At 69.5% G+C, this 22,902-nt stretch carries 23 protein-coding genes; 13 read left to right on the forward strand and 10 right to left on the reverse strand.

The features are described from left to right. Positions 1-70: 70 nt before the first annotated feature. The 4 genes from ASD34_RS10455 (at position 71) to ASD34_RS10470 (ending at position 3,410) form a co-directional block, all read left to right on the forward strand. Positions 71-523: a MarR family winged helix-turn-helix transcriptional regulator gene (locus ASD34_RS10455; RefSeq protein ID WP_056576710.1), complete on the forward strand. Its 453-nt coding sequence runs from the start codon at positions 71-73 to the stop codon at positions 521-523. Positions 524-598: 75 nt separating this feature from the next. Beyond that, positions 599-1,024, forward strand: coding sequence for an organic hydroperoxide resistance protein (locus tag ASD34_RS10460; protein ID WP_056576713.1), 426 nt, complete (start codon positions 599-601; stop codon positions 1,022-1,024). A 190-nt stretch (positions 1,025-1,214) separates the two neighbouring features. Next, entirely contained in the window at positions 1,215-2,333 is a 1,119-nt protein-coding gene (locus ASD34_RS10465; RefSeq protein ID WP_157609673.1) for a DUF2855 family protein, read from the forward strand. Positions 2,334-2,366: 33 nt separating this feature from the next. Then, positions 2,367-3,410: a serine/threonine protein kinase gene (locus tag ASD34_RS10470; protein ID WP_056576719.1), complete on the forward strand. Its 1,044-nt coding sequence runs from the start codon at positions 2,367-2,369 to the stop codon at positions 3,408-3,410. Here the strand turns inward: ASD34_RS10470 and ASD34_RS10475 are convergent, their stop codons facing one another. Then, complete coding sequence (locus tag ASD34_RS10475) at positions 3,411-4,307, reverse strand: LysR family transcriptional regulator (protein WP_056576722.1); 897 nt, start codon at positions 4,305-4,307, stop codon at positions 3,411-3,413. It lies immediately after the preceding gene. A 90-nt stretch (positions 4,308-4,397) separates the two neighbouring features. Between ASD34_RS10475 and ASD34_RS10480 the strand changes: the two genes are divergently transcribed. From ASD34_RS10480 to ASD34_RS10500, 5 genes are read left to right on the forward strand one after another with little or no spacing between them, the layout of a single operon-like run. Next, positions 4,398-6,107 (forward strand): acyl-CoA dehydrogenase family protein, encoded by a 1,710-nt coding sequence (locus ASD34_RS10480; protein WP_056576724.1) that lies wholly within the window; start codon positions 4,398-4,400, stop codon positions 6,105-6,107. Between the two features lie 37 nt (positions 6,108-6,144). Beyond that, positions 6,145-7,134: a Bug family tripartite tricarboxylate transporter substrate binding protein gene (locus ASD34_RS10485; RefSeq protein WP_056576727.1), complete on the forward strand. Its 990-nt coding sequence runs from the start codon at positions 6,145-6,147 to the stop codon at positions 7,132-7,134. Positions 7,135-7,165: 31 nt separating this feature from the next. Next, positions 7,166-8,125, forward strand: coding sequence for a tripartite tricarboxylate transporter substrate binding protein (locus ASD34_RS10490; protein WP_056576730.1), 960 nt, complete (start codon positions 7,166-7,168; stop codon positions 8,123-8,125). A gap of 20 nt (positions 8,126-8,145) precedes the next feature. Next, positions 8,146-8,619, forward strand: a complete 474-nt coding sequence (locus ASD34_RS10495; RefSeq protein WP_056576733.1) for a PaaI family thioesterase — start codon at positions 8,146-8,148, stop codon at positions 8,617-8,619. Further along, positions 8,616-9,761: a CaiB/BaiF CoA transferase family protein gene (locus ASD34_RS10500; protein WP_056576736.1), complete on the forward strand. Its 1,146-nt coding sequence runs from the start codon at positions 8,616-8,618 to the stop codon at positions 9,759-9,761. Before ASD34_RS10495 ends, ASD34_RS10500 begins: the two co-directional genes overlap by 4 nt. 18 nt (positions 9,762-9,779) lie before the next feature. Here the strand turns inward: ASD34_RS10500 and ASD34_RS10505 are convergent, their stop codons facing one another. The 4 genes from ASD34_RS10505 to ASD34_RS10520 form a co-directional block, all read right to left on the reverse strand. Continuing rightward, positions 9,780-10,313, reverse strand: a complete 534-nt coding sequence (locus tag ASD34_RS10505) for a hypothetical protein (RefSeq protein ID WP_056576739.1) — start codon at positions 10,311-10,313, stop codon at positions 9,780-9,782. Beyond that, complete coding sequence (gene htpG, locus ASD34_RS10510; RefSeq protein WP_056576741.1) at positions 10,310-12,355, reverse strand: molecular chaperone HtpG; 2,046 nt, start codon at positions 12,353-12,355, stop codon at positions 10,310-10,312. Before htpG ends, ASD34_RS10505 begins: the two co-directional genes overlap by 4 nt. Before the next feature lie 161 nt (positions 12,356-12,516). Continuing rightward, positions 12,517-13,566 carry an ABC transporter substrate-binding protein gene (locus ASD34_RS10515; protein ID WP_056577233.1) on the reverse strand — a complete coding sequence of 350 codons (1,050 nt, stop codon included), beginning with the start codon at positions 13,564-13,566 and terminating at the stop codon, positions 12,517-12,519. Between the two features lie 65 nt (positions 13,567-13,631). Then, entirely contained in the window at positions 13,632-14,540 is a 909-nt protein-coding gene (locus ASD34_RS10520; protein ID WP_056576744.1) for a LysR substrate-binding domain-containing protein, read from the reverse strand. Between the two features lie 100 nt (positions 14,541-14,640). On the opposite strand from ASD34_RS10520, the gene ASD34_RS10525 reads away from it, so the two are divergent. Together ASD34_RS10525 and aqpZ are read left to right on the forward strand one after the other, a co-directional pair. Next, positions 14,641-15,651, forward strand: a complete 1,011-nt coding sequence (locus tag ASD34_RS10525) for a zinc-dependent alcohol dehydrogenase family protein (RefSeq protein WP_056576746.1) — start codon at positions 14,641-14,643, stop codon at positions 15,649-15,651. Positions 15,652-15,814: 163 nt separating this feature from the next. Next, the gene (gene aqpZ / locus ASD34_RS10530; RefSeq protein ID WP_056576749.1) at positions 15,815-16,519 is read left to right on the forward strand and encodes an aquaporin Z; all 705 of its coding nucleotides are present in this window, start codon (positions 15,815-15,817) and stop codon (positions 16,517-16,519) included. 24 nt (positions 16,520-16,543) lie between these two features. Here the strand turns inward: aqpZ and ASD34_RS10535 are convergent, their stop codons facing one another. The 5 genes from ASD34_RS10535 to ASD34_RS10555 form a co-directional block, all read right to left on the reverse strand. Beyond that, complete coding sequence (locus ASD34_RS10535) at positions 16,544-16,882, reverse strand: hypothetical protein (RefSeq protein ID WP_056576752.1); 339 nt, start codon at positions 16,880-16,882, stop codon at positions 16,544-16,546. A 141-nt stretch (positions 16,883-17,023) separates the two neighbouring features. Further along, positions 17,024-18,382 carry a sensor histidine kinase gene (locus ASD34_RS10540; RefSeq protein WP_056576755.1) on the reverse strand — a complete coding sequence of 453 codons (1,359 nt, stop codon included), beginning with the start codon at positions 18,380-18,382 and terminating at the stop codon, positions 17,024-17,026. Next, positions 18,379-19,035, reverse strand: a complete 657-nt coding sequence (locus ASD34_RS10545) for a response regulator (RefSeq protein ID WP_056576757.1) — start codon at positions 19,033-19,035, stop codon at positions 18,379-18,381. The genes ASD34_RS10540 and ASD34_RS10545 overlap by 4 nt, the downstream gene beginning before the upstream one ends. A 98-nt stretch (positions 19,036-19,133) precedes the next feature. Then, on the reverse strand, positions 19,134-20,255 hold the full coding sequence (locus ASD34_RS10550; RefSeq protein ID WP_056576761.1) for a winged helix DNA-binding domain-containing protein: 1,122 nt from the start codon (positions 20,253-20,255) through the stop codon (positions 19,134-19,136). Between the two features lie 12 nt (positions 20,256-20,267). After that, entirely contained in the window at positions 20,268-21,092 is an 825-nt protein-coding gene (locus ASD34_RS10555) for a pseudouridine synthase (protein WP_056576764.1), read from the reverse strand. Positions 21,093-21,257: 165 nt separating this feature from the next. Between ASD34_RS10555 and ASD34_RS10560 the strand changes: the two genes are divergently transcribed. Continuing rightward, positions 21,258-22,400: an MGDG synthase family glycosyltransferase gene (locus ASD34_RS10560; protein WP_157609674.1), complete on the forward strand. Its 1,143-nt coding sequence runs from the start codon at positions 21,258-21,260 to the stop codon at positions 22,398-22,400. Continuing rightward, on the forward strand, positions 22,397-22,891 hold the full coding sequence (locus ASD34_RS10565; RefSeq protein ID WP_056576770.1) for a hypothetical protein: 495 nt from the start codon (positions 22,397-22,399) through the stop codon (positions 22,889-22,891). The genes ASD34_RS10560 and ASD34_RS10565 overlap by 4 nt, the downstream gene beginning before the upstream one ends. Positions 22,892-22,902: the final 11 nt, after the last annotated feature.

Genomic DNA, 22,902 nt, shown 5'->3' on the forward strand with positions numbered 1-22,902 from the left:
AAGCAACCGCCAAAACCAATCCCAAACAACTACATTGCACACAATTGAATTGCGAACTACAATTCAGCCCATGCCAACGAAACCCAACACAGACGACCTGCTCAAGCTGGACAACCAGCTCTGCTTCGCCGTCTACTCCGCCTCCTTGGCAATGACCCGCCTCTACAAGCCGCTGCTCGAAAAGCTCCAGCTCACCTACCCCCAATACCTCGTGATGCTCGCCCTCTGGGAGCAAGACGGCCCCACCGTCTCCGCCCTCGGCGAACGCCTCTCGCTGGATTCCGGCACGCTGACCCCGCTGCTCAAGCGCCTCGAAGCCAACGGCTACGTCTCCCGCGTCCGCGATGTTGCAGACGAGCGCCGCGTCCACATCACGCTCACCACCGCAGGCCGCAAGCTCAAGTCCCGTGCCGCCAACGTCCCCGAGTGCCTCATGGCCGCCAGCGAATGCTCAGTGCCCGAGCTGATCGCCCTCACGCAGCAAATCCAGACCTTGCGCGACCGCATCCGCAAAGCCGCCTGATCCACACACAAACACCGAGTTCTCCCCGGCCTCCCAAGGAAGCCCTTTCACCACCCCAAGCCAAAGGAAATCACCATGACCACCAAGCTCGACAAAGTTCTCTACACCGCAGAAGCCCACACCGTCGGCGGCCGTGACGGCGCCGGCAAGTCCAGCGATGGCGCCATTGACGTCAAGCTGAGCTCGCCCGGTTCGGGCAAGCCCGGCACCAACCCCGAACAGCTGTTCGCGGTGGGCTACGCTGCCTGCTTCATCGGCGCCATGAAGGCCGTCGGCCCGAAGATCAGCGTCAAGGTGCCGGAAGACGTCGCCATCGACTCGAAAGTCTCCCTCGGCCCGACGAACGGCGGCGCGGCCTACGGCATCTCGGTGCAACTGGCGATCACGCTGCCCGGCCTCGACGACGCACAGAAGAAGCTGCTGGTCGACACCGCTCACCAGGTCTGCCCGTATTCGAACGCCACCCGCGGCAACATCGACGTGGAACTGACCATCGTCTGATTCCGCTCTGACGGTTTCGTGAAACAAGGCGCCCCGGCCACAAGCCCGGGCGCTTTTTTCATGTCTGTCTCACGGGTGACGCCGAAACGCACGCCGAGATAGCGCCTTTCACCAAGCTTGGCTAATGTGGCCGCACGTCTCGCCTGTCCCGCCCGCCCGTCCTCAACACACACCCGTGGAGATCGACCCCATGAGCACCACCCACCTCCTGATCCGCAAAGACCAGCTCGCCACCGCGCGCCTGCACACCGACACCACCGAACGGCCCCTGGCCGACGGCCAGGTGCGCGTGCGCATCGACAGCTTTGCGCTCACCTCCAACAACATCACCTACGCCGCGTTCGGCGATGCAATGAGCTACTGGCAGTTCTTTCCCTCCGAGGAAGAAGGCTGGGGCAGCATCCCGGTGTGGGGCTTCGCGAGCGTGGTGCAGTCGCTGCACCCGGGCGTGGCCGTGGGCGAACGGCTCTATGGCTACTGGCCGATGGCCACGAGCGCGGTGCTCAGTCCCGACCGGCTCTCGCCCGCGCGCTTCACCGATGCGGCACCGCACCGCGCCGAGCTGCCCGCGGTCTACAACCAGTACTTCCGCTGCAACGCCGACCCGCTGTACACCACCGACACCGAAGACCTGCAGGCGCTGCTGCGCCCGCTGTTCATCACCTCGTGGCTGATCGACGACTTCATGGCCGACAACGACTTCTTCGGCGCCACCACCATGCTGCTGTCGAGCGCCTCGAGCAAGACGGCCTACGGCACGGCCTTCCAGCTGCACCAGCGCGAAGGCATCGAGGTGATCGGCCTCACGTCGCCCGCCAACGTGGGCTTCTGCCAGAGCCTGGGCTGCTACGACCGCGTGGTGACCTATGACGCACTGGACAGCCTCGCGGCCGACACGCCGTGCGTGTATATCGACTTCGCCGGCAACGGCGAACTGCGCACCGCGATCCACGAGCGCTTCGCGAACCTCAAGTACAGCAGCTCGATCGGCGGCACGCACGTCGAGCAGCTCGCGGCCAAGGGCGCGGGCAAGACCCTGGCCGGCCCGCGCGCCACGCTGTTCTTTGCGCCGGCGCAGATCAAGAAGCGCACTGCCGAATGGGGCGCCGACGAATTCGGCCGGCGCATGGTGGCCGCGTGGCACCACTTCCTGGCCACGGTGACCGATGCCAGCAACCCCTGGCTGCACGCCGAGCACCACCACGGCGGCGAGGCGGTGCAGGCGGCCTACGCGCAGGTGCTGTCGGGCAAGGGCGACCCGCGCACGGGCCACATCCTCTCGCTTTACAAACAAGCGGGCGCACGCTGACCGGCACGGGGCCCGTGTGGCGACAATCGCCGCATGACCCCTTCTTCCGTCGCGCCCGCGAACACCCATCCTTACGAGAGCCTCACGCCCGACGTGGTGCTCGACGCGCTCGCGACACTCGGCCTGCACGGCGACGGCCGCCTCACCGGCCTGAACTCCTACGAAAACCGCGTGTACCAGGTCTACCTGGAAGACCCGGCCCCGCACCCTGCCGTCGTCGTCAAGTTCTACCGCCCTGGCCGCTGGAGCGAGGCCGAGATCCTCGAAGAGCATGGCTTCTCGCTCGAACTGGCCGCCGGCGAGGTGCCGGCCGTGCCGCCGCTGGCCTTCGACGGCAAGACGCTGCACCACCACGCCGGCTTCGCCTTCAGCGTAAGCCCCTACCGCGGCGGCCGCGCGCCCGAGCTGGACAACTTCGAGGTGCTCGAATGGGTCGGCCGTTTCCTGGCGCGCATCCACACCGTGGGCAGCGCCAAGCCCTTCGAGGCCCGCCCCGCGCTCGACCTGCAGACCTTCGGCCTGGACTCGCGCGACTGGCTGCTGGAGAACGACAAGATCCCGCTCGACATGCAGCGCGACTGGGAAAAGATGTGCAACGAGGCGCTGGACATGGTCCGCGCCACCGCCCTGGCGCTGCAGCCGCCGGCCTCCGACTTCAAGCCCCGCAAGCTGCGCCTGCACGGCGACGTGCACCCCGGCAACATCCTGTGGACGCCCACCGACCGCCCCGGCGGCGGCCCGCACTTCGTCGACCTGGACGACGCGCGCACGGGCTTCGCGGTGCAAGACCTGTGGATGCTGCTGTCGGGCGACCGCGCGCAACGCACGGCACAGCTGTCGGGCCTGCTCGACGGCTACGAGCAGTTCCGCGAATTCGATCGCCGCGAGCTGGCGCTCATCGAGCCGCTGCGCACGCTGCGGCTCATCCACTACAGCGCCTGGCTGGCGCGCCGCTGGGAAGACCCGATCTTCCCGATCAACTTCCCGTGGTTCGGCTCCAGCGACTACTGGAAAGGCCAGATCCTCGTGCTCGAAGACCAGTGCGAGCAGATGGCCGAGGAGCCGCTGTACGCGTGATCACTGAGTGGCGTTCGCGGCCAAGCTCTGCGCCACGCCTTCGAGCAGCCGCTCGACCAGCACATTGACCGGCCCGGCGCGCCACACGCCGTAGGCCTCCGACTGCGCCACCGCGCGGTCGAGCGGGCGGAACACCGCACCGCGCAGCGCCGAATGCCGCATCGCCTGCGGCACCAGCGCCACACCCATGCCCTGCGACACCAGCGACACCACGGCCAGCCAGTGCCGCACCTCATGGCGCACTTCGGGCGAGAAGCCCGCGTCGGCGCAGATCGACAAAATGCGCTCGTGGTAATCAGGTGACGCCTCGCGCGAGAACAACACGAAGGGCTGCGCGCGCAGGTCGGCCGGCGCCAGCACGCGCTTGCGCGCCAGCGCATGGCCCGCGGGCAGGCAGGCCACGAAGGGCTCCGACAGCAGCAAGCGATGCTGCAGCTCGGCCGGCATGCGGCTGGTGTGAACGAAGCCCAGGTCGAGCCGGTCGTGCAACAACTCGGCGATCTGCACGCCCGAATTGAGTTCGCTCAGCGTGATGCGCACGGCCGGGTGCCGCGCCTGGAACGCGCGCAGCGCGGGCGGCAGGCCGCGATAGAGCATGGCGCCGACGAAGCCGATGCGCAGCCGGCCCGCCGAGCCGGTGGCCACGTCGCGCGCCTCCGTCGCGGCCTCTTCGGCCTGCAGCAGCACGCGCCGCGCCGACACGCGCAGCGCCTCGCCCGCGGGCGTGAGCCGCACTTCCTTGCTGTTGCGCTCGAACAGGCGCGCGCCCACCGAGTCTTCGAGCTGGCGGATCGCCACCGACAGCGGCGGCTGCGACATCGCCAGCCGCCGCGCGGCACGCCCGAAGTGCAGCTCTTCGGCGAGCACGGAGAAGTAGCGCAGGTGCCGCAGTTCCATGAATAGTTAAATCAAATCGTACAAGACCAAATCGATATTAGACACGGATCGTTGACCACCCAACAATGCGGCGAAACAGGAGACGCCCGCATGCCCACACCCGCTGCTTCCGCTGCCACAGCCGCCGCGCACCCGATCCCCGATCGCCATGGCCAGAACCTCTTCACCGCCGACACCGAGCTGCACACGCTGCTCGCGCTGTACCTGCCCGAGGCCCTGCGCACCCACATGCGCCCGCACTTCGAGCGCCTGGGCGACCTGGCAGGCGGCCTGCTCGACGACCTGGCCGGCACCGCCGACCGCAACCCGCCCACGCTGAAGCAGCGCACGCGCACCGGCATCGACGAGCAGAAGGTCATCAAGCACCCGGCCTACGTCGAGATGGAGCGCCTGGCGCTCAGCGAATTCGGCCTGGCGGCCCTCTCGCACCGCGACGAGACGCTGGGCTGGAAGGGCAAGATGCCGCCGCTGGTCAAGTACGTGCTGACCTACCTCTTCGTGCAGGCCGAGTTCGGCCTGTGCTGCCCGGTCTCGATGACCGACTCGCTCACGCGCACGCTGAAGAAGTTCGGCACGCCCGAGCTGGTCGCCAAGTACCTGCCGCGCCTGACCTCGCTGGACTTCGACGAGCTCGCGCAGGGCGCGATGTTCATGACCGAGCAGGCCGCCGGCTCCGACATCGCCGCCACCGCCACCACCGCGCAGCGCCAGGCCGACGGCAGCTGGCGCCTGGCCGGCGACAAGTGGTTCTGCTCCAACCCCGATGCCGGCTTTGCGATGGTGCTGGCGCGCGCCGACGACGCGCCCGCGGGCATGAAGGGCGTGTCGCTGTTCCTGCTGCCGCGCGAGCTCGATGACGGCAGCCTCAACCACTACCGCATCATCCGGCTCAAGGACAAGCTGGGCACGCGCTCGATGGCCAGCGGCGAGATCCGCCTCGAAGGCGCGGTGGCCTACCTCGTGGGCGAGGAAGGCCGCGGCTTCCAGCAGATGGCCGACATGGTCAACAACTCGCGCCTGTCGAACGGCGTGCGTTCCGCCGGCCTGATGCGTCGCGCGGTGGCCGAGGCCGAGTACATCGCCTCCGAGCGCCGTGCCTTCGGCCGCGCGCTGGAGCAGATGCCGCTGATGCAGCGCCAGCTCGACAAGCTGCGCGTGCCGTCCGAGCAGGCCCGCACCATGGTCTGCCAGACTGCGCAGGCGCTCGCGCGCTCCGACGCCGGCGAGCCCGACGCGTACGCGCTGCTGCGCATCCTCACGCCGCTCATCAAGTTCCGCGCCTGCCGCGACGCGCGCCGGGTCACGGGCGATGCGATGGAAGTGCGCGGCGGCTGCGGCTACATCGAGGAGTGGAGCGACCCGCGCCTCGTGCGCGACGCGCACCTGGGCTCGATCTGGGAAGGCACCAGCAACATCGTCGCGCTGGACGTGATCCGCGCCGTGAAGCGCGAAGGCTCGCTGCCCGTGCTGCGCGCCCACGTCGACAAGCTCATCGGCGATGCCACCGGACTCACGCCGGCCTTTGCCGCCGCGCTGCGCGACACCATGGCACGCGCCTGCGCCCTGGCCGAGACCGCCGCGCGCGAAGGCGGCGACGTGCTCGCGCGCCAGGCCGCATCGGCGCTGTACCACTGCACCAGCGCCGCCGCGATGGCCTGGGAGGCCTCGGCCGGCGGGTCCGCCGCGCGCCTGCGCTGGGCGCAGCTCGTGCTGTTGCACCGCGTGCTGCCGCGCGACCCGCTTGCGCCCGACGCGCTGCCCGCCGACTGGCATGACGCCGTCGTCCGCACCACCGCCTGAGCCCCACCTTCCTCAAGAACAACGGAGACACCAACCCATGCGACACCCACTCAGCCTCCTCCTGGGCACCGCCTGCGCCGCACTGCTGCTCGCGGCCACGCCCGCCGCGCATGCGCAATCCGGCGCCTTCCCGACCAGGCCGATGACGCTGGTCGTGCCTTTCCCACCCGGCGGCCCGACCGACGCGATGGCGCGCACGCTCGCCGCCGAACTGCGGGACAAGCTCGGCCAGCCCATGATCGTGGAGAACCGCGCGGGCGCGGGCGGCAACATCGGCGCCGACTACGTGGCGCGCGCCGAGGCCGACGGCCACACGCTGCTGTTCGGCACCTCGGGGCCGCTGGCCATCAACGTCAGCCTGTACCGCAAGATCAGCTACGACCCGACCAAAAGCTTCGCGCCCGTGATCCAGGTCGGGTACCTGCCGAACATCCTGGTGGTGAACCCGGCCCTGCCGGTGAAGAACGTGCCCGAACTGGTCGCCTACGCCAAGGCCAACCCGGGCAAGCTCAGCTATGCCTCGTCGGGCAACGGCGCCTCGTCGCACCTGGCGGGCGTGCTGTTCAACTCGGTGGCCGGCACCGACCTGCTGCACGTGCCGTACAAGGGCACGGGCCCGGCGCTCAACGACCTGCTGGGCAACCAGGTCAGCATGACCTTCACCGACATCCTCACCGCGTTGCCCTACGTCAAGACCGGCAAGCTGCGCGCGCTCGGCGTGGCCACCGCGGCGCGCTCGCAGGCGCTGCCCGACGTGCCGACGATTGCCGAACAAGGGAACAAAGGCTACGACGTGAGCGTGTTCTTCGGCATCGTCGCGCCCGCCGGCACGCCCGCCGACCGCGTGACCAGGCTCAACCAGGCGTTCGCGGAAGTGCTGAACTCGCCGAAGGTCAAGCAGATGTTCGCCAGCCAAGGCCTCGAAGCATCGGCCGACACCTCGCCGCAGAAGCTCGGCCAGTTCATCGTGAGCGAGACGGCGAAGTGGAAGGACGTCGTCAAGAAAGCCGGCGCGCAACTCGACTGAATTTCAACCACCAAGAGGAGACAAGAGAAAAATGAAAAAGCTGTCACACCTGGTCGTCGCCGCCGCGCTGCTCGCAGCCGGCCCCGCGATCGCAGAGACTTATCCCCAGCGTCCCGTGACGCTGATCGTTCCCTACGGCGCAGGCGGCCCCACCGACCAGCACCTGCGCACCGTGGCCGAGGAGGCCGGCAAGGTCCTCAGCCAGCCCGTGGTGCTCGACAACCGCCCCGGCGCCAGCGGCACCAACGGCGCCGCCGCGCTGGTGCGCGCCGCGCCCGACGGCTACACGCTGGCCGTGCTGCCGGCCTCGGTGTACCGCGAGCCCTTCATCAACAAGGTGGCCTTCGATCCGGCGCGCAGCTTCTCGTACGTGGTCATGCTGTCCGACTACACCTTCGGCCTCGCCGTGAAGGCCGATGCGCCGTGGAAGACCTGGAAGGACTTCGCGGCCGACGCCGCACGCCGCCCCGGCAAGATCAACATCGGCGCCACCGGCGCGGTGGGCACCCCGCGCATCGTGATGGACGAGGCCGCCGACGCGGCCAAGGTGCAGTTCAACATGGTGCCCTTCAAGGGCGACGCCGAAGTCACCAACGCCATCCTGGGCGGCCACATCGACGCCGCGCCGCTGTCGGGCGTGGCCGTGCCCCACATCGAGGCCGGCAAGATGCGCTACCTCGCCATGCTCACGCCGCAGCGCGTGAAGCGCTACCCGCAGGTTCCCACGCTGCGCGACGAAGGCGTCGATGCGGTCATCGACTCGCCCTACGGCATCGCCGGGCCCGCCGGCATGGACGCAGCCCGCGTGAAGACGGTGCACGATGCCTTCCACAAGGCGCTCACGTCGCCCGCCAGCCTGCGCGTGCTGGAACAGCTCAACCAGCAGGCCAACGCGATGGACCCCGAGCAGTACCGCCGCTATGCCCTGGCCGCGACCGCGCGCGAGAAAGATCGCGTGGCACGGCTGCGCCAGCGCGGCCTGCTCGACTGACCCTGAAGACTGCAAGCCCCATGTCACACGACACGCCCACCTGGCCGCCCGAAGAGCCCGGCCTTCTCTTCGGCCTGCCGATGCCAATGGCGCGCAGCTTCGCGCTGCGCGGCGAAGCCGTCGGCGGCGACCTGGCGCGCGTGCGCATGCCCTACGACCCGGAGCGCACCAACAGCCGCGGCGACGTGCACGGCGGCGCGATCGCCGTGCTGTTCGACTGCACGCTCGCCAGCGCCGTTCGCGCGCACGCGCCCACGGCCTACGGCGTGGTCACGGTCGACATCACCGTGCACTACACCGCGCCCTGCGCGGGCGACGTGATCGCCACCGCCGTGTGCGAGCGGCGCGGCCGCGCGCTGTGCTTCGCGCGCGGCGAGGCACGCAGCACCGAGGGCGAGTTGCTCGCAATCGCCACCGGCACCTTCAAGCTGGTGGCGCGCGCCGCCGCCGCGCCCACCGCGCCTGTTTCCCTCGACCCAGCCCCCACCCCATGACTTCTTCCGCTTCGACCGGCGCCCTCGCGGGCATCCGCGTGCTCGACATCTCGCGCATCCTCGGCGGCCCGTACTGCGGCCAGATCCTGGGCGACCACGGCGCCGACGTGCTCAAGGTCGAGCCGCCGCAGGGCGACGACACCCGCACCTGGGGCCCTCCCTTCAAGGACGGCGTGGCTTCGTACTACCACGGGCTGAACCGCAACAAGCGCGTGCAGCACCTGGACTTCTCGACCGAGGAAGGCCGCGAGGCGCTGCTGGCACTGGTGGCCGAGGCCGACGTGCTGATCGAGAACTTCAAGACCGGCACGATGGAACGCTGGGGCATCGGCTACGAGACACTGTCGCAGCGCTTTCCGCGCCTGGTGTGGTGCCGCGTGTCGGGCTTCGGTGCCGACGGCCCGCTGGGTGCGCTGCCCGGCTACGACGCCGCGGTGCAGGCCATGACCGGCATCATGAGCATCAACGGCGAAGCCGACGGCGGACCGCTGCGCGTGGGCCTGCCGGTGGTCGACATGGTGACGGGCCTGAACGCGGTGATCGGGGTGCTGCTCGCGCTGCAGGAGCGAAACCGCAGCGGACGCGGCCAGTTCGTCGAAGCGGCGCTGTACGACAGCGGCCTCTCGCTGCTGCATCCGCACGCGGCCAACTGGTTCATGGACGGCACGGCGCCGCGCCGCACCGGCAACGCGCACCCGAACATCTATCCCTACGACGCACTGGCCACCGGCACCGACCCGGTCTTCGTGGCCGTGGGCAACGACCGCCAGTTTGCAAGCTTCTGCCGCTGCATCGGCCTGCCCGCGCTGGCCGACGACCCGCTGTACGCCACGGCCGGCGCACGCTCCATCCACCGCGACGGCCTCAAGCAGCAGCTCGAAGCTGCACTCGCCGCCTTCGACGGTCGCACGCTGGTCGACCAGCTGATGGCCGCCGGCGTGCCCGCCGCCCCCGTGCTGCCCGTGGCTGCCGCGCTGCAGCACCCGCACACGCTGCACCGCGAGATGGTGGTGGAAATGGAAGGCGGCTACCGCGGCATCGGCGCGCCCGTGAAGCTCAGCCGCACGCCAGCCAGCTACCGCCATGCGCCGCTGACGCCAGGCAACGCCTTCCTGCCGACCGACGACGAGGCGGCGCGCTGAGCGCCGGCCGCGTGCCCGTCAGGGCGCGATGGGGTTGCCGGGCGTGCCTGCTTCCCCGGCCACGACCGCTGTTTTCGCAGCGGAGGGGCGGTAGGACACGCGTGCCGCTGGCACGGATGCGGCTGCAGCTTCCGGCGGCCGGGCGATGGGTCGCGTGATGCCGGCCTTGGTGACGGTGACGGGCGTGCCCGATGCCGCAGCAGGCACCACCTGCCCGGGCGCGGGGGCCGTCTCGTACGGGTTGTGCAGCACCACGCTCTTTCCGACCCCAACGCCGGTGCCGACCGGCCCGACGCCGACCCCCACGCCGACACTGGCCGAGCCGGTGACGGCGCCGTTGTCGTGCAGCGCCACGCCCGCGCCGAGCGGGCCCCAGCCGGTGTTCAGGCCGACGGAAAAATTGCCGTCCTTCGTGGCGCCGAGCCCGAGCGAGAGCCCGGGCACCAGCGGAATGCCGATGTGATAGTGCGAACAGCCGCCCACCAGAAGCAACGACAGCAGCGCCGAGCTGGCGACCGCTGCGCGACGAACGATGCGCGGCCGGGCGTTCACACCAGCAGCGCGTTGACGCGCCTCACGTAGGCCGCAGGGTCGGCCGGCAGGCCACCTTCGGCCAGCAGCGCCTGGTCGAACAGGATGTTCGCAAGGTCGTCGAAATGCGCGGAGCCTTCGAGCTTCTTCACCAGCGGGTGCTCGGCGTTGACTTCGAGCACGGGCTTGAGGTCGGGCGCAGGCTGGCCGGCCTGCTTGAGCATGCGCGCGAGCTGCGTGCTCATGCCGCCGTCTTCCACCACGAGGCAGGCGGGCGAGTCGACCAGGCGCGTGGTCACGCGCACGTCTTCGGCCTTGTCCTTGAGCGCCTCCTTCAGCTTCTCGAGCAGCGGCTTGAACGACTCGGCGGCTTCCTCGGCGGCCTTCTTCTCGGCTTCGTCCTGCAGCTTGCCCAGGTCGACCGCGCCCTTGGCCACGCTTTGCAGCGGCGTGCCGTCGAACTCGCTCAGGTAGTTCAGCGCCCACTCGTCGACGCGGTCGGTCATGAGCAGCACCTCGATGCCCTTCTTCTTGAAGACTTCGAGCTGCGGGCTGTTCTTCGCGGCGGCGAGGTTGTCGGCCGTGATGTAGTAGATGGCGTCCTGGCCGTCCTTCATGCGCGCCTTGTAGTCGGCGAAGCTCACGCTCGCGACGTCGCTCGTGGTGGAAGCAAAGCGCAGCAGCTTGGCGATGCGGTCGCGGTTGCCCATGTCCTCGCCCAGGCCTTCCTTCAGCACCGCGCCGAACTCGGCGTAGAACTTGGCGTACTTGCCCGATTCGTCGGCGGCCGCGGCGGCGGTTTCGGCGGCGGTGGGCGTGTTCTTGTCGACCACGTCGCTGACATCGTTCAGGCCTTCGGTCGGCTCGGGGGCCGGCACCGATTCGCCCGAACCCACGTCGATCTTGCCCTCGACGCTGTCGGGCGCGGTCTTCTGCCTCTTCGCCAGGTCTTCGAGCATCGACAGCACGCGCTTGGTGCTGCCTTCGCGGATGGCCTTCACGTCGCGGCTTTCCTGCAGCAGCTCGCGGCTCACGTTCAGCGGCAGGTCGGCCGAATCGATCACGCCCTTCACGAAGCGCAGGTAGTTGGGCAGCAGCGCCTCGGCGTCGTCCATGATGAAGACGCGCTTGACGTACAGCTTGACGCCGGCGCTCTTGTCGCGGTTCCACAGGTCGAAGGGGGCCTTGGCCGGGATGTACAGCAGTTGCGTGTACTCGGTGCTGCCTTCCACGCGGTTGTGGCTCCAGGCCAGCGGCGCCTCGAAATCGTGGCTGATGCTCTTGTAGAACTCTTCGTACTGCTCGGCGGTGATGTCCTTCTTGGGACGGCTCCACAGGGCGTTGGCCTTGTTCACCGTTTCCCACTCGCCGGTCTTCACCATGTCGCCGGGCTGGTCGTTCTCGCCGTCTTTCCACTCTTCCTTTTCCATCAGGATGGGCAGGGAGATGTGGTCGGAGTACTTGCCGACGATCTGCTTGAGCTTCCAGGCGTTGAGGTACTCGTCGGCATCGTCGCGCAGGTGCAGCGTGATGCTGGTGCCGCGCGCGGCGCGCGTGATGTCGGCCACCTCGAAGTCGCCGGCGCCGCCGCTGACCCAGCGCACGCCCTGGTCGGCGGGCAGGCCGGCGCGGCGCGACTCGACCGTGATCTTGTCGGCCACGATGAAGCCCGAGTAGAAGCCCACGCCGAACTGGCCGATGAGCTGTGCGTCGGCCTTCTGGTCGCCGCTCAGGCGGCTCATGAAGTCTTTGGTACCACTCTTGGCGATGGTGCCGAGGTTGTCGATGGCTTCCTGGCGCGACAGGCCGATGCCCTTGTCGGTGAGGGTGAGGGTGCGGGCGGCCTTGTCGAACGACAGGCGCACGTCGAGCTCGGGCTGGTCTTCGTAGAGCTCGGGATGGTCGAGCGCCTCGAAGCGCAGCTTGTCGCACGCGTCGGACGCATTCGAGATCAGCTCGCGCAGGAAGATTTCCTTGTTGGAGTACAGCGCATGCGTGACGAGGTGCAGCAGTTGCGCGACTTCAGCCTGGAACGGGAGTTTGGTATTGGAAGAATCAGCCATGGGAAAGAAAGGGATCGAAGCCAAAAAATTCTAAGGCGAGCTGCCCGCGGGCGGGGCAGCGGCCTTGCCAACTGTATGAACTGGGGTTGTCGCGCCAAAAAACAACGAGTGCAAGGCCGGGCGAACTTTGTCACACGGCTGTCGGCTGCACGCCGCGATTTTCAGCGTGGCTGGGATTCGACCTCGCGCGTCCAGCGGTCGATGAGCCGCTTGCGCTCGGCCGCCTTGCCGTACTTCTCGAAGTCGTACTTGATGAGCTTCACGCTCTCCATCGACGGAATGCGGGGGTCGGGCTTGAAGGTCTTGTTGGCGGGCGACTGCAGACTGCCGGCCCTGGCGCCGATGGACTGGCCCGCAGGGCTCATGAGCCAGTCGTAGTAGCGCCTGGCGTTCTCCTTGTTGCGCGCGCCCTTCACGAGCGCGATGCCGCCGATCTCGAAGCCCGTGCCTTCGCAGGGCGCGGCAGTCTTCACCGGAAATTTGTCGTGCCGCCAGCGCTCGAAGCCGAAGATGAAGCTCACGCCGATCGCCACCTCGCCCTTGGCCACGTTGGGCGCCTGCGCCTGGCCGCTGCGCGTGTAGCTGGTCACGTTCCTGTGCAGCTTCTTCAGGTAGTCGAACGCGGGCTCCTCGCCCATCTGCTGCACCAGCCCCGCGATGACGGTGTAGGCGGTGCCGCTGGTGGCGGGGTGCGAGATCTCGATCTCGCCCTTGTACTCGGGCTTGATGAGGTCGGCCCAGCACTTGGGTTCGGCGAGCTTCTTTTTCTTCAGCAGGTCGGTGTTGAAGCCGAAGCCCATGGCGCTCGTGTAGAAGCCGCCCACCATGTTCTGCGACATGGCGTACTGGCGCACCGACCAGTCGTGCAGGTCGTTGATGTAGGCCGGGCGATACGGATCAAGCAGGCCTTGTTCGGCGGCCTGCAGGAACGGGTCGCCGGTGCCGCCCCACCAGATGTCGGTCTTGGGGTTGGCAGCTTCGGCGCGCAGCTGCGCACCGATCTCGCCCGTGCCCTTGTGGGCCTGCTGCACCTTGATGCCGGTCTCGCGCGTGAAGGCCGTGGCGGCCGCCTCGCACCAGCCCGCGTCGGTGCTGCACAGCGCGTTGACGGTGCCCTGCGCGGCGGCATGCGATGCCCCGAGCAGGAACGCCGCTCCCAGGCAGGCGAAGGCCAGGGCGCTCGCGGGGTGTCGCGGGGCGGATGAAGGCATGCGGATCTCCTCGTTGTTCGACATGGGGTGAAGGCGCAGGATAGCGCCCGCCTGCGTCGGCGGGCTCACCGCGCCGCCAGCAGCGGCGGCAGGTGCGCCACCAGCCAATCGATCACCACGCGCGTCTTCAGCGGCAGGTAGCGGCTCGGCGTACGGATCACGTGCAGCGGAAAACCGAAGGGCTCCGGCTCCTCGAACACGCGCACCAGCGTGCCGGCCGCGAGCGCGTCGGCCGCCAGCCAGGCCGGCAGCCGCGCCAGACCCATGCCGCCGATGGCGGCCTCCAGCAGCACCTCGGCGCTGTCGCAACGCAGGCGCGACGGCAGGGCCGTCTCGACCACCGTTGCGCCTTGGTGAAAGCGCCAGGGCGAGACCTGCCCGTCGCGGGCGTAGTACACGGCCTCGTGCGGCGCGACCAGCGCAGCAAGGTCGCGCGGATGGCCGCGCGCGGCCAGGTACGCGGGCGCCGCGCACAGCAGCATCCACTGCACGCCGACCGGCCGCGCCACGAGACCGGCGCTGTCGTCGAGCTCGCCGCTGCGGATGGCCAGGTCGAGCCCTTCTTCGACGAGGTCGACGCGCCGGTCGTTGAAAGCCAGCTCCAGCGACAGCCGCGGATGCTGGCGCGCCAGGGCCAGCAGCAGCGGCCCGACCTTGAGCCGCCCGAGCATCGCCGGCATGCTCAGGCGCACGAGGCCGGCGGCCGTGTGGCGCGCGGCGTCGGTGAGCGCCTCGGCTGCGTCCAGTTCGGCCAGCGCGCGGCGGCAGCGCTCGTAGTAGCCGTGCCCTTCCTCGGTGAGGCTCTGGCTGCGGGTGGTGCGCAGGAACAGGCGCGTATCAAGCCGCGCCTCGAGCCGCGCGATGCTCTTGGCGACGGCCGAACGGGTGACGTGCAGGCGCTGCGCGGCGAGCGCGAAGCTGCCCGCTTCCACCGCCGCGACGAACTCCTCGATGCCTTGCAGGCGTTGGCTCATTGGATACTTTCAAGCACCATTATTCGGAAAATTATCCACCACCGAATCTATTTGATCGTCAATAGCATCGAGGCCGATCCTTTCCGATGGAGCCTTTCCGATGCAAGAACCCGACGTGCTGCGCCGCTGGCAGCTTCCGACACTGGGCCGCGCCCACCTCGAACAGGCGAACACGCCGATGCCCTCGCCGGGCACAGGCCAGATCCTCGTGCGCGTGGGCGCGGTGGCGCTCAACTACCGCGACCTGCTCATGGTGCGCGACGGCATGGGCATGGCGCTCGACCTGCCTTTCACGCCCGGCTCGGACATGGCGGGCACCGTGGTGGCCGTGGGCCCGGGCGTGCGCCGCTTCGCTGTGGGCGACCGCGTGATCAACACCTTCTGGGGCGGCTGGATCGACAGCCACTGGCACGCCGACACCACGCTGCTCGGCGGCCCCGGGCCCGGCATGCTGGCGTCGCACGTGTGCATCGACGCGAACTGGGCCGTGGCCGCGCCCGCCACGCTGAGCCTCGAAGAGGCGAGCACGCTGCCGTGTGCCGGCCTCACGGCGTGGTTCGCGCTGGTCGAAACCGGCGCCCTGCGCGCAGGCGAGACGGTGCTGGTCCACGGCACCGGTGGCGTGGCGCTGTTCGGTCTGCAGCTCGCGCGGCTGCATGGCGCGCAGGCCATCGTGGTCACGGGCAGCGCCAACAAGCAGGCCGCCGCGCGCGCACTCGGCGCCACGCACGTGCTGGCGCGCGACAGCGACTGGCCCGCCGAGGTGCGCCGGCTCACGCGCGGGCGCGGCGCCGACCACGTGCTCGAACTGTCGAGCGGCCCCGACCTCGACCGCTCGCTGCAGGCCGTGAAACAGGGCGGGCGCGTGTCGATCATCGGCATGCTCGGCGGCGACACGCTGAGCGCGTCGTTCTACGCGATGGTGCTCGGCCGCGTGACGGCGCAAGGCATCGGCGTCGGCCATCGGCGTGCGCTCGAAGACCTCGTGCGCGCGGTCGATGCCAATGCACTGAAGCCGGTGATCGCGGCGCGCTATGGCTTCGATGCGCTGCCTGCCGCGCTCGACCATCTGGAACGCGGTGCGTTCGGCAAGGTCGTCGTGACCATGTGATGCTTCACGCAGGTGCAGATGCTGCAGGGCACAAATCCACGCCAATCGTGAACAGTTGCCGATACGTGCACCGGTTTGCTCGACGCCTTCATTTCCCGTTCCTAGAATGCGCCCGCGCTCGGCCCCCGCCGCACGCGCTTTCTCAACTTCAGGATGGAGCGTTATGGAACACAGTACCTACAAAAAGTGGTCTGCAGAATTCATTGGTACTTTCTGGCTCACGCTCGGAGGCTGCGGAAGCGCAGTTCTGGCAGCGGCCTTTCCGGGCGTCGGCATCGGCCTGCTCGGCGTCTCGCTGGCCTTCGGTTTGACGGTGGTCACTGGCGCCTATGCGCTCGGTCCGATCTCGGGCGGCCACTTCAATCCGGCCGTGTCGATCGGCCTGGCCGCCGCAGGCCGCTTCAAGGCCGGGCAGCTGCCGGGCTACATCGTGTCGCAGGTGCTGGGCGCCATCGCGGCGGCTGGCGTGCTGTACCTGATTGCCACCGGCAAGCCGGGCGCGGACATCGGCGGCTTTGCCACCAACGGCTACGGCGAGCACTCGCCCGGCAAGTACGGCATGACGGCCGCCCTCATCAGCGAAGTGGTGATGACCGCCGTGTTCCTGATCGTGATCCTCGGCGCCACCGCCAAGCGCGCGGCCGCCGGCTTCGCGGGCATGGCCATCGGCCTGTGCCTGACGCTGATCCACCTGGTGTCGATCCCCGTGACCAACACCTCGGTGAACCCGGCGCGCAGCACCGGCCCGGCCCTGTTCGGCCCGTCGTACGCGGTGTCCGAACTGTGGCTGTTCTGGGTCGCCCCGATCGCGGGCGCGATCATCGGCGCGGTGATCTACCGCGCACTGCTCAGCAGCAACGACGACTGAGCTGATGAGCCTTTGGCAGCGGACTCAGCTTCCGCTGCCCGACTTCACCATCGGCAGTGAAGTCGATTGCCCGATGGGCTCCGTGCCCGTCGGGTGCGACGCCGCATAAGCGCCGGCCTGGATGTCGGACACCGGCGTCATCGCACTGACTGCCGGCGCCGACGTCGACTGGCCGATCGGCTCCGTGCCGCTCGGACGTGCCGCCGCCATCGCGCCGGCCTGCACGTCCGGGTTCTCCGGCGAATTCATCTGCAGCGGATGGAAGTCCGAACCATCGGTGGTTTCGGCGGATGCATTGACCGTACCCAGGGCCGCGAACGCGGCGAAGGAAGCAACGGCAAGAAGTCGGAACGAAGTGCGCATGGTGTGTTCTCCTGAGGGCAGGTTGTCTCCGGTCACATGCCGTCGCGCGGACCGCGCGGCAGGACCTGCAGCCACTCTAGGCAGGCTGACTGAGGCCAGCGTGAGCGAAGAATGAGGTGGGCGTGAGCACCGCCGCGCCCTCTATGCCGGCAGCAGCACCCGCGCCCTCAGCCCCGGCCCGTCGTCGCGGTTGCGCAGTTCGATGCGCAGCCCGTGCCGCTCGGCCGCCGTGCGCGCAATCGCCAGGCCCAGCCCGCTGCCGCCCGCCGCCGCGCCCGGCATGCGAAAGAAGCGATCGAACACACGCTCGAGCTCGGCCGGCGGAATGCCGGGTCCGTTGTCGAGCACATCGACCACCGCCTGCCCCTCGACCTGGTGCAGCCGCACATCGACCACGCCGCCTTCGGGCGCGCAGCGCAGCGCGTTGTCGATCAGGTTGTCGAACACGCTGTGCAGTTCGGCGGCGGGCGCGGTGACGACGGCACTGGTGAGACCTTCAAAGCCCACGTCGATGCGCCGCGCGTCGGCGAGCACCATGCGCTGGCCCAGGCTGTCGCGCAGCAGCGTCTCGATGTCGACGCGCTCGCCCAGCGCATCCGACGGCGGCGCGTCCTGCCGCGACAGTTGAAGCAATTGCGCGATCAGATGCTGCGCGCGCGTCACGCCGGCTTCGAGCTGGTTGAATCGCTCGGTGGCTTCGCCGGCCGGCACGTGCGCGCGCAGGTTCTCGATCTGCAGGCCAATGGCGGCCATCGGCGTGCGCAGCTCGTGCGCTGCGTCCTGCACGAAGCGCCGCTGCGTGGCGAAGGCGCTGCGCACGCGCGACAGCAGGTGGTTGAAAGCGCCCACCAGCGGCGCGATCTCGTCGGGCACGCGCGCCAACGACAGCTCGGTCGGGCGGCGCTCGTCCTGCGAAGCCACGTCGCGCGCCACGCCCCGCAGCGAGCGCGAGGCGGCCGACACGATGAGCCACAGCACCAGCAGCGCCGCCGGCAGCAGCAGGGCGATCGGCAGGCCTTCGAGCAGGGCGCGGCGCAGCGCGCGGCGATGGCGGTAGTCCTCGTTCTGCAGCACCTGCACGCGCGGCGCGTCGGCGTGCGGCGCGGGCTCGGCCGTGAACACGCGCCAGCGCGAATGCGCGGGCCCTTCCCCGCGCACGTCGCGAAAGCCGGTGCCGGGCTGCAGCGGCACCGACAGCGCGGGCCACGAACTCGCGCGCAAGGCGGCGCCGTCGGCACTCCACAGCTGCACCACGAACGCGCCGCGCGAGAACGCAGCCTCGCCATCCATCGCGCGCGGGGTCTTGGGCGGATCGTTGCCCGCGTACGACTCGGCCACGAGCCGCATCTGGTCGTCGAGGGCGTTGTGAACGAGATTGCCGTAGGCCAGAAAAGAGAACCACGCCGTGAGCACTGCCGCCACCACATGCAGGGTGACCAGCCACAGCAGCAGCTGGGTGCGCAGCGAACGCGGGCGCCACCAGCGGTGGGCACCGGTCATGCAGCCACTCGCCAACCGAGGCCGCGCACGTTGCGAATCGCGTCGGCGCCGAGCTTGCGGCGCATGCCGTGGATCAGCACGTCGATCGCGTTGCTGGTCACTTCGTCGCCCCAGCCGTAGATGCGGTTCTCGAGCTGCTCGCGCGAGAGGATGGCGCCGGGCCGCTCCAGCAGTGCATGCAGCAGCGCGAATTCGCGCGCAGTGAGCACCTCGCGCGCGCCGTTCACCGCCACCTCGCGCGTCGTGAGGTCCAGCCGCAGCGCGGCAGTGCCAATCAGCGAATGCGCTGCGCCGTCGCGGCGGCGCACCACGGCCCGCATGCGCGCGAGCAGCTCGCGGAACTCGAAGGGCTTGAGCAGGTAGTCGTCGGCGCCGAGGTCCAGGCTGTGGATGCGGTCGTCCAGGCCGTCGCGCGCGGTGAGCACCAGCACGGGCGTGGCGTCGCCGCGTTCGCGCGTGCGGCGCAGCACCACGGTGCCGTCCTGCCGGGGCAGGCCCAGGTCGAGCAGCACGCAGGTGTAGCCGCCGTCGCCGAGGGCGCTTTGCGCCAGCTCGCCGTCGCGCACCCAATCGGCCGACCAGCCCGCGCCCTCCAGCGCCTGCTTCAGGCTGCGCCCGATCATTTCGTCGTCTTCCACCAGCAGCACGCGCATCGCGGCGACTCCTTTGCGCGCAAGGTAGCACGCGACCGGGATGATCGGAAATGGCCCTGCGCCGCGGCGCAGCGTAGGCGCGCAGACTTAGGAGAGGCTTAGGCGGGGCTTAGGACGCGGACCGCGTGCCGCTCGGCTTGTGCATCCTCTGCGTCCGCGGCGAAGGCCAGCAGGCGCAGCGCCTCTTCTTCCACGCCGCGCCGGTCGGCCGCAGACCAGCGCGTGAAAGGCTCCAGCACCACGGTGGCGGCCTGCGTCGCGCGCTCGATCTTCCAGGTGCCCGCCACGAAACCGTCGAGCAGCACCGTGCCGCGCACGATGCCGTTGATGGTGAACACGCGCGCACGGTGCGCCTCGTCGAGCACGCGGCGGCGGTCGGCGTGCGAGAGCAGCAGGTTGTCCCATTCGGCGACCAGGCGCGGTGGCGCGGGCGTGTCGGGGTCGGGGCGTGGCGCGCGCGGCAGGTCGAAGAACTCCTGGCCCTGCTCGCCCGTGAACACGCACAGCTGCGGCCTCAGCCGCTCGGCCACGGACTTCCAGCCGGTGAGGCCCGACCATGCGCCCGCATCGGCCAGCGTCGCGGGGCCGAAGGCGGCGAGGTAGCGCAACAACAGGTCGTCCTGCGTGGCGGTGGCGATCCCGGCGGTGGCATCGCCCAACCAATCACCGAGCGGCTGCAGCAGCGCGTTCTGGTACGCGTTCCAGCTGCCTGCGGGCGGCAGGTGCACCAGTGGCACGTTGTTGCGGATGAGCGCGGCGAGCGAGGCCGGTGCATGGTCTTTCCAGCGCGCCGCGAGCGCCTGGCCGAGGGCGGTGCCGGTGAGCGGCCCGTCGCCCAGCAGCGCACGGCCCGCCGTCACCACGGCCGCGCGGTCGACGCCTTCGAGGGCCCGCGCATGCAGGCCCGACAGGCCGCGCTGGTGCACCGGTTCGAGCAGCGGCCGCCAGGCCTGCGCGTCCGAGGCGGTCATCAGGTGCAGGGTCGCGCGCAGTGTCGACATGCGCACGATGCGGCGCTGCTTCAGCGCGTCGGTCAGCTGCGCGCGGCGAAAGCCTTCGAGCCGGCTCCACAGGCCGATGTACGGCGGGTTGGGGGCCTGCGCCTGCAGCCCGGCCAGCTTCCCGATGGCCTGCACGACCGTCGCCTTGCGCCGCGCCAGCAGCATCTGCCGCGCCAGCGTGGCCCGGTTCAGTGCGCGACGGCTCAGCACCGCGGCCATGCAGATCCTTGGCTAGAACTTTTCGTGCGGCGCCAGATAGCGCCACTGCCCCACCGGCAGGTTGCCCAGCATCACCTTGCCGATGCGCACACGCTTCAGGCCCACCACCTTGAGGCCGACCAGCTCGCACATGCGGCGGATCTGGCGCTTCTTGCCTTCGGTCAGCACGAAGCGCAGCTGCTCGGGGTTCTGCCACTCGACGCGCGCGGGCTTGAGCGCCTGCCCGTCCAGGCTCAGGCCGTGCCGCAGCCGCGCGAGCATGGCGGGCGGAAACACCGCCTGCACGTTGGTGGTGACCGGATCGTCGTCGTCCAGGCGCACCAGCTGGCCGGGGGGCGCGGGCTGGTCCAGGCCGTGGTAGGCCACGCGCACGAGGTATTCCTTGTCCATCACCGAGTCTTCGCCGATGAGCTGGCGCGCAATGCGGCCGTCCTGCGTCATCACGAGCAGCCCGGTGGAGTCGATGTCCAGCCGCCCGCATGGCGCCAGGCCACGCAGCTGCTGCGGGCCGAAGAAGAAGCGCGCGTTGTCCTCCACCCAGCGGTTCTGCGGCGTGAACAGCGTGACCGCCGGCTCGTGGCCGTCCTCGGCCTGCCCGCTGACGTAGCCGATGGGCTTGTTGATGAGGATGGTGACCTGGTTCGCCTGCTGGCCCTTGGCGGCCTTGTCGACCTCGATGCGGTCGTTGGGCGTGACCTTCACGCCCATCTCGGCGGGCTTGCCGTTGACGCGCACCCAGCCCTGCGCGATCCAGTCGTCGGCCTCGCGGCGCGAGCACAGGCCGAGTTCGGCCATGCGTTTGTTGAGGCGGATCGGGGCGGGGGCGTTGTCGGTCATGGGAGCAATGGTTGCGGCTGGCGAGATGGCGGTGCACAGCCCGCGGGACGGGGCGTCCCGTGACATTTTCGCCGATGGCGGACGCCGCGCCATGCCCGGCGCCGATGTGTCGCAATGCGTGGCGATAATGCGCGCCAATCGGCACGCCGCCGGCCTTCTTACTGCATGACCCATCTCCTGATCCTCAGTGTGAGCGCCGGCAACGGCCATGTGCGCGCCGCCCAGGCGCTTGAAGCCACCCTCGCCCGGTCGTTCGCGCCACATACCGCGGTGCACGTCGACGCCATGGCCCATGTGCCGGCGGGCTTTCGCAAGGTGTACACCGACTGGTACCTCCAGCTCGTGAACCGCGCGCCCGAGCTGTGGTCGTACCTGCACCAGCGCACCGACGTCACGCCGCACCACGCGCCCTCGCAGCGGCTGCGCCGCGGCATCGAGCGCCTGAGCACCGGCGCGCTGGTGCGCGAGATCCGCCGCGCCAGGCCCGACGCCGTGGTCTGCACCCACTTCCTGCCGGCCGAGCTGCTGATGCGCGAGCGCAACCGCGGCCGCATCGAGTGCCCCGTATGGCTGCAGATCACCGACTACGACCTGCACAACATGTGGCTGGTGCCGGGCATGACGGGTTACCTCGCGGCCACGGAAGAGGTCGCCTTCCGCCTGCGCGCGCGCGGCATCCCGCCCGAGCGCATCCATGTCACGGGCATTCCGGTGATGCCGGCTTTTTCCGAGCCTGATGCGCCGGAACTCGCGCACGCCACCTGCGCCCGTGCGCTGGGCCTGGACCCTGCGCGCCCGGTGCTGCTGATGGCCTCGGGCGGTGCCGGCGTGGGCGATCTGCCGAGCATGGTCGAGCGCGTGCTGGCGCTGGGCGGCGACACGCCGTTCCAAGTGATCGCCGTGGCCGGCCGCAACGCTGAGGCCCAGGCACGGCTGGAGGCGCTGTCCCAGCGCCATCCGGGCCGCGTGGTGGCCGTCGGCTTCACGAACGAAATGCACAAGATGATGGCCGCGGCCGACCTGGTCGTGACCAAGCCCGGCGGGCTCACGGTGTCGGAGTGCCTGGCGCTGGGCAAGCCAATGCTGCTGATCTCGCCGATTCCGGGGCAGGAAGAGCACAACGCCGGCTTCCTCATGGAGGAAAGCGCCGCCTGGCTGGCCTACGACGCCATCGGCCTGGACTACAAGGTCGCGCGCCTCATGGCCGACCCCGCCAAGCTCGCGGCCATGGCCGCGCGCAGCCGCGCGCTGGGCAAGCCGCAGGCCGCGCGCGCGGTGCTGCAGCGCGTGCTGGACCTCGTCGAATGAGCACCGCCACCACAGACCCGCGGCCGGGCATCGTTCGCACGCTGGTCTACCTCGCGTGGGTCGTGACGATGGCTTTCTTCTTCGCCAACGCGGAGATCCAGATCGAGGGCGGCGCCGGCTGGGCCACGTCGCTGCCCACGTGGCGCATCGAGAACAACCTCTGGCTCGACCTGTTCTGGGGCGGGCGCGCGATGACGGGGTACCACGCCTGGGTGTTCACCTTCATGATGCTCGTGTTCTTCTCGCCGCTGGCCTTCCAGGGACGCTGGACGCTGCGCGACTGGGGGCTGGCGCTCGCGGGACTCATCGTGTTCTGGGTCTGCGAAGACTTCCTGTGGTTCCTCATCAACCCGGCGTTCGGGTTCGAGAACTTCAACCCCACCAAGGCCTTCTGGCACAAGCACTGGCTGTGGGGCGCGCCGGTGGACTACTGGGGCGGGCTCGCGGTGGCACTGCTGATCCTGGTGCGCCGGCACTGGCCGCGCCGCTAGTGTGAAAGGGG

The organism is Variovorax sp. Root473, from assembly GCF_001426505.1.
In the GTDB taxonomy this organism is placed as follows: Bacteria; Pseudomonadota; Gammaproteobacteria; order Burkholderiales; family Burkholderiaceae_C; genus Variovorax.

Bases quoted from the DNA above. Each gene is read 5' to 3' on its own strand.
- ASD34_RS10455 (WP_056576710.1), top strand. From the start codon at position 71: ATGCCAACGAAACCCAACACAGACGACCTGCTCAAGCTGGACAACCAG.
- ASD34_RS10460 (WP_056576713.1), top strand. From the start codon at position 599: ATGACCACCAAGCTCGACAAAGTTCTCTACACCGCAGAAGCCCACACC.
- ASD34_RS10465 (WP_157609673.1), top strand. From the start codon at position 1,215: ATGAGCACCACCCACCTCCTGATCCGCAAAGACCAGCTCGCCACCGCG.
- ASD34_RS10470 (WP_056576719.1), top strand. From the start codon at position 2,367: ATGACCCCTTCTTCCGTCGCGCCCGCGAACACCCATCCTTACGAGAGC.
- ASD34_RS10475 (WP_056576722.1), bottom strand. From the start codon at position 4,307: ATGGAACTGCGGCACCTGCGCTACTTCTCCGTGCTCGCCGAAGAGCTG.
- ASD34_RS10480 (WP_056576724.1), top strand. From the start codon at position 4,398: ATGCCCACACCCGCTGCTTCCGCTGCCACAGCCGCCGCGCACCCGATC.
- ASD34_RS10485 (WP_056576727.1), top strand. From the start codon at position 6,145: ATGCGACACCCACTCAGCCTCCTCCTGGGCACCGCCTGCGCCGCACTG.
- ASD34_RS10490 (WP_056576730.1), top strand. From the start codon at position 7,166: ATGAAAAAGCTGTCACACCTGGTCGTCGCCGCCGCGCTGCTCGCAGCC.
- ASD34_RS10495 (WP_056576733.1), top strand. From the start codon at position 8,146: ATGTCACACGACACGCCCACCTGGCCGCCCGAAGAGCCCGGCCTTCTC.
- ASD34_RS10500 (WP_056576736.1), top strand. From the start codon at position 8,616: ATGACTTCTTCCGCTTCGACCGGCGCCCTCGCGGGCATCCGCGTGCTC.
- htpG (WP_056576741.1), bottom strand. From the start codon at position 12,355: ATGGCTGATTCTTCCAATACCAAACTCCCGTTCCAGGCTGAAGTCGCG.
- ASD34_RS10515 (WP_056577233.1), bottom strand. From the start codon at position 13,566: ATGCCTTCATCCGCCCCGCGACACCCCGCGAGCGCCCTGGCCTTCGCC.
- ASD34_RS10520 (WP_056576744.1), bottom strand. From the start codon at position 14,540: ATGAGCCAACGCCTGCAAGGCATCGAGGAGTTCGTCGCGGCGGTGGAA.
- ASD34_RS10525 (WP_056576746.1), top strand. From the start codon at position 14,641: ATGCAAGAACCCGACGTGCTGCGCCGCTGGCAGCTTCCGACACTGGGC.
- aqpZ (WP_056576749.1), top strand. From the start codon at position 15,815: ATGGAACACAGTACCTACAAAAAGTGGTCTGCAGAATTCATTGGTACT.
- ASD34_RS10535 (WP_056576752.1), bottom strand. From the start codon at position 16,882: ATGCGCACTTCGTTCCGACTTCTTGCCGTTGCTTCCTTCGCCGCGTTC.
- ASD34_RS10540 (WP_056576755.1), bottom strand. From the start codon at position 18,382: ATGACCGGTGCCCACCGCTGGTGGCGCCCGCGTTCGCTGCGCACCCAG.
- ASD34_RS10545 (WP_056576757.1), bottom strand. From the start codon at position 19,035: ATGCGCGTGCTGCTGGTGGAAGACGACGAAATGATCGGGCGCAGCCTG.
- ASD34_RS10550 (WP_056576761.1), bottom strand. From the start codon at position 20,255: ATGGCCGCGGTGCTGAGCCGTCGCGCACTGAACCGGGCCACGCTGGCG.
- ASD34_RS10555 (WP_056576764.1), bottom strand. From the start codon at position 21,092: ATGACCGACAACGCCCCCGCCCCGATCCGCCTCAACAAACGCATGGCC.
- ASD34_RS10560 (WP_157609674.1), top strand. From the start codon at position 21,258: ATGACCCATCTCCTGATCCTCAGTGTGAGCGCCGGCAACGGCCATGTG.
- ASD34_RS10565 (WP_056576770.1), top strand. From the start codon at position 22,397: ATGAGCACCGCCACCACAGACCCGCGGCCGGGCATCGTTCGCACGCTG.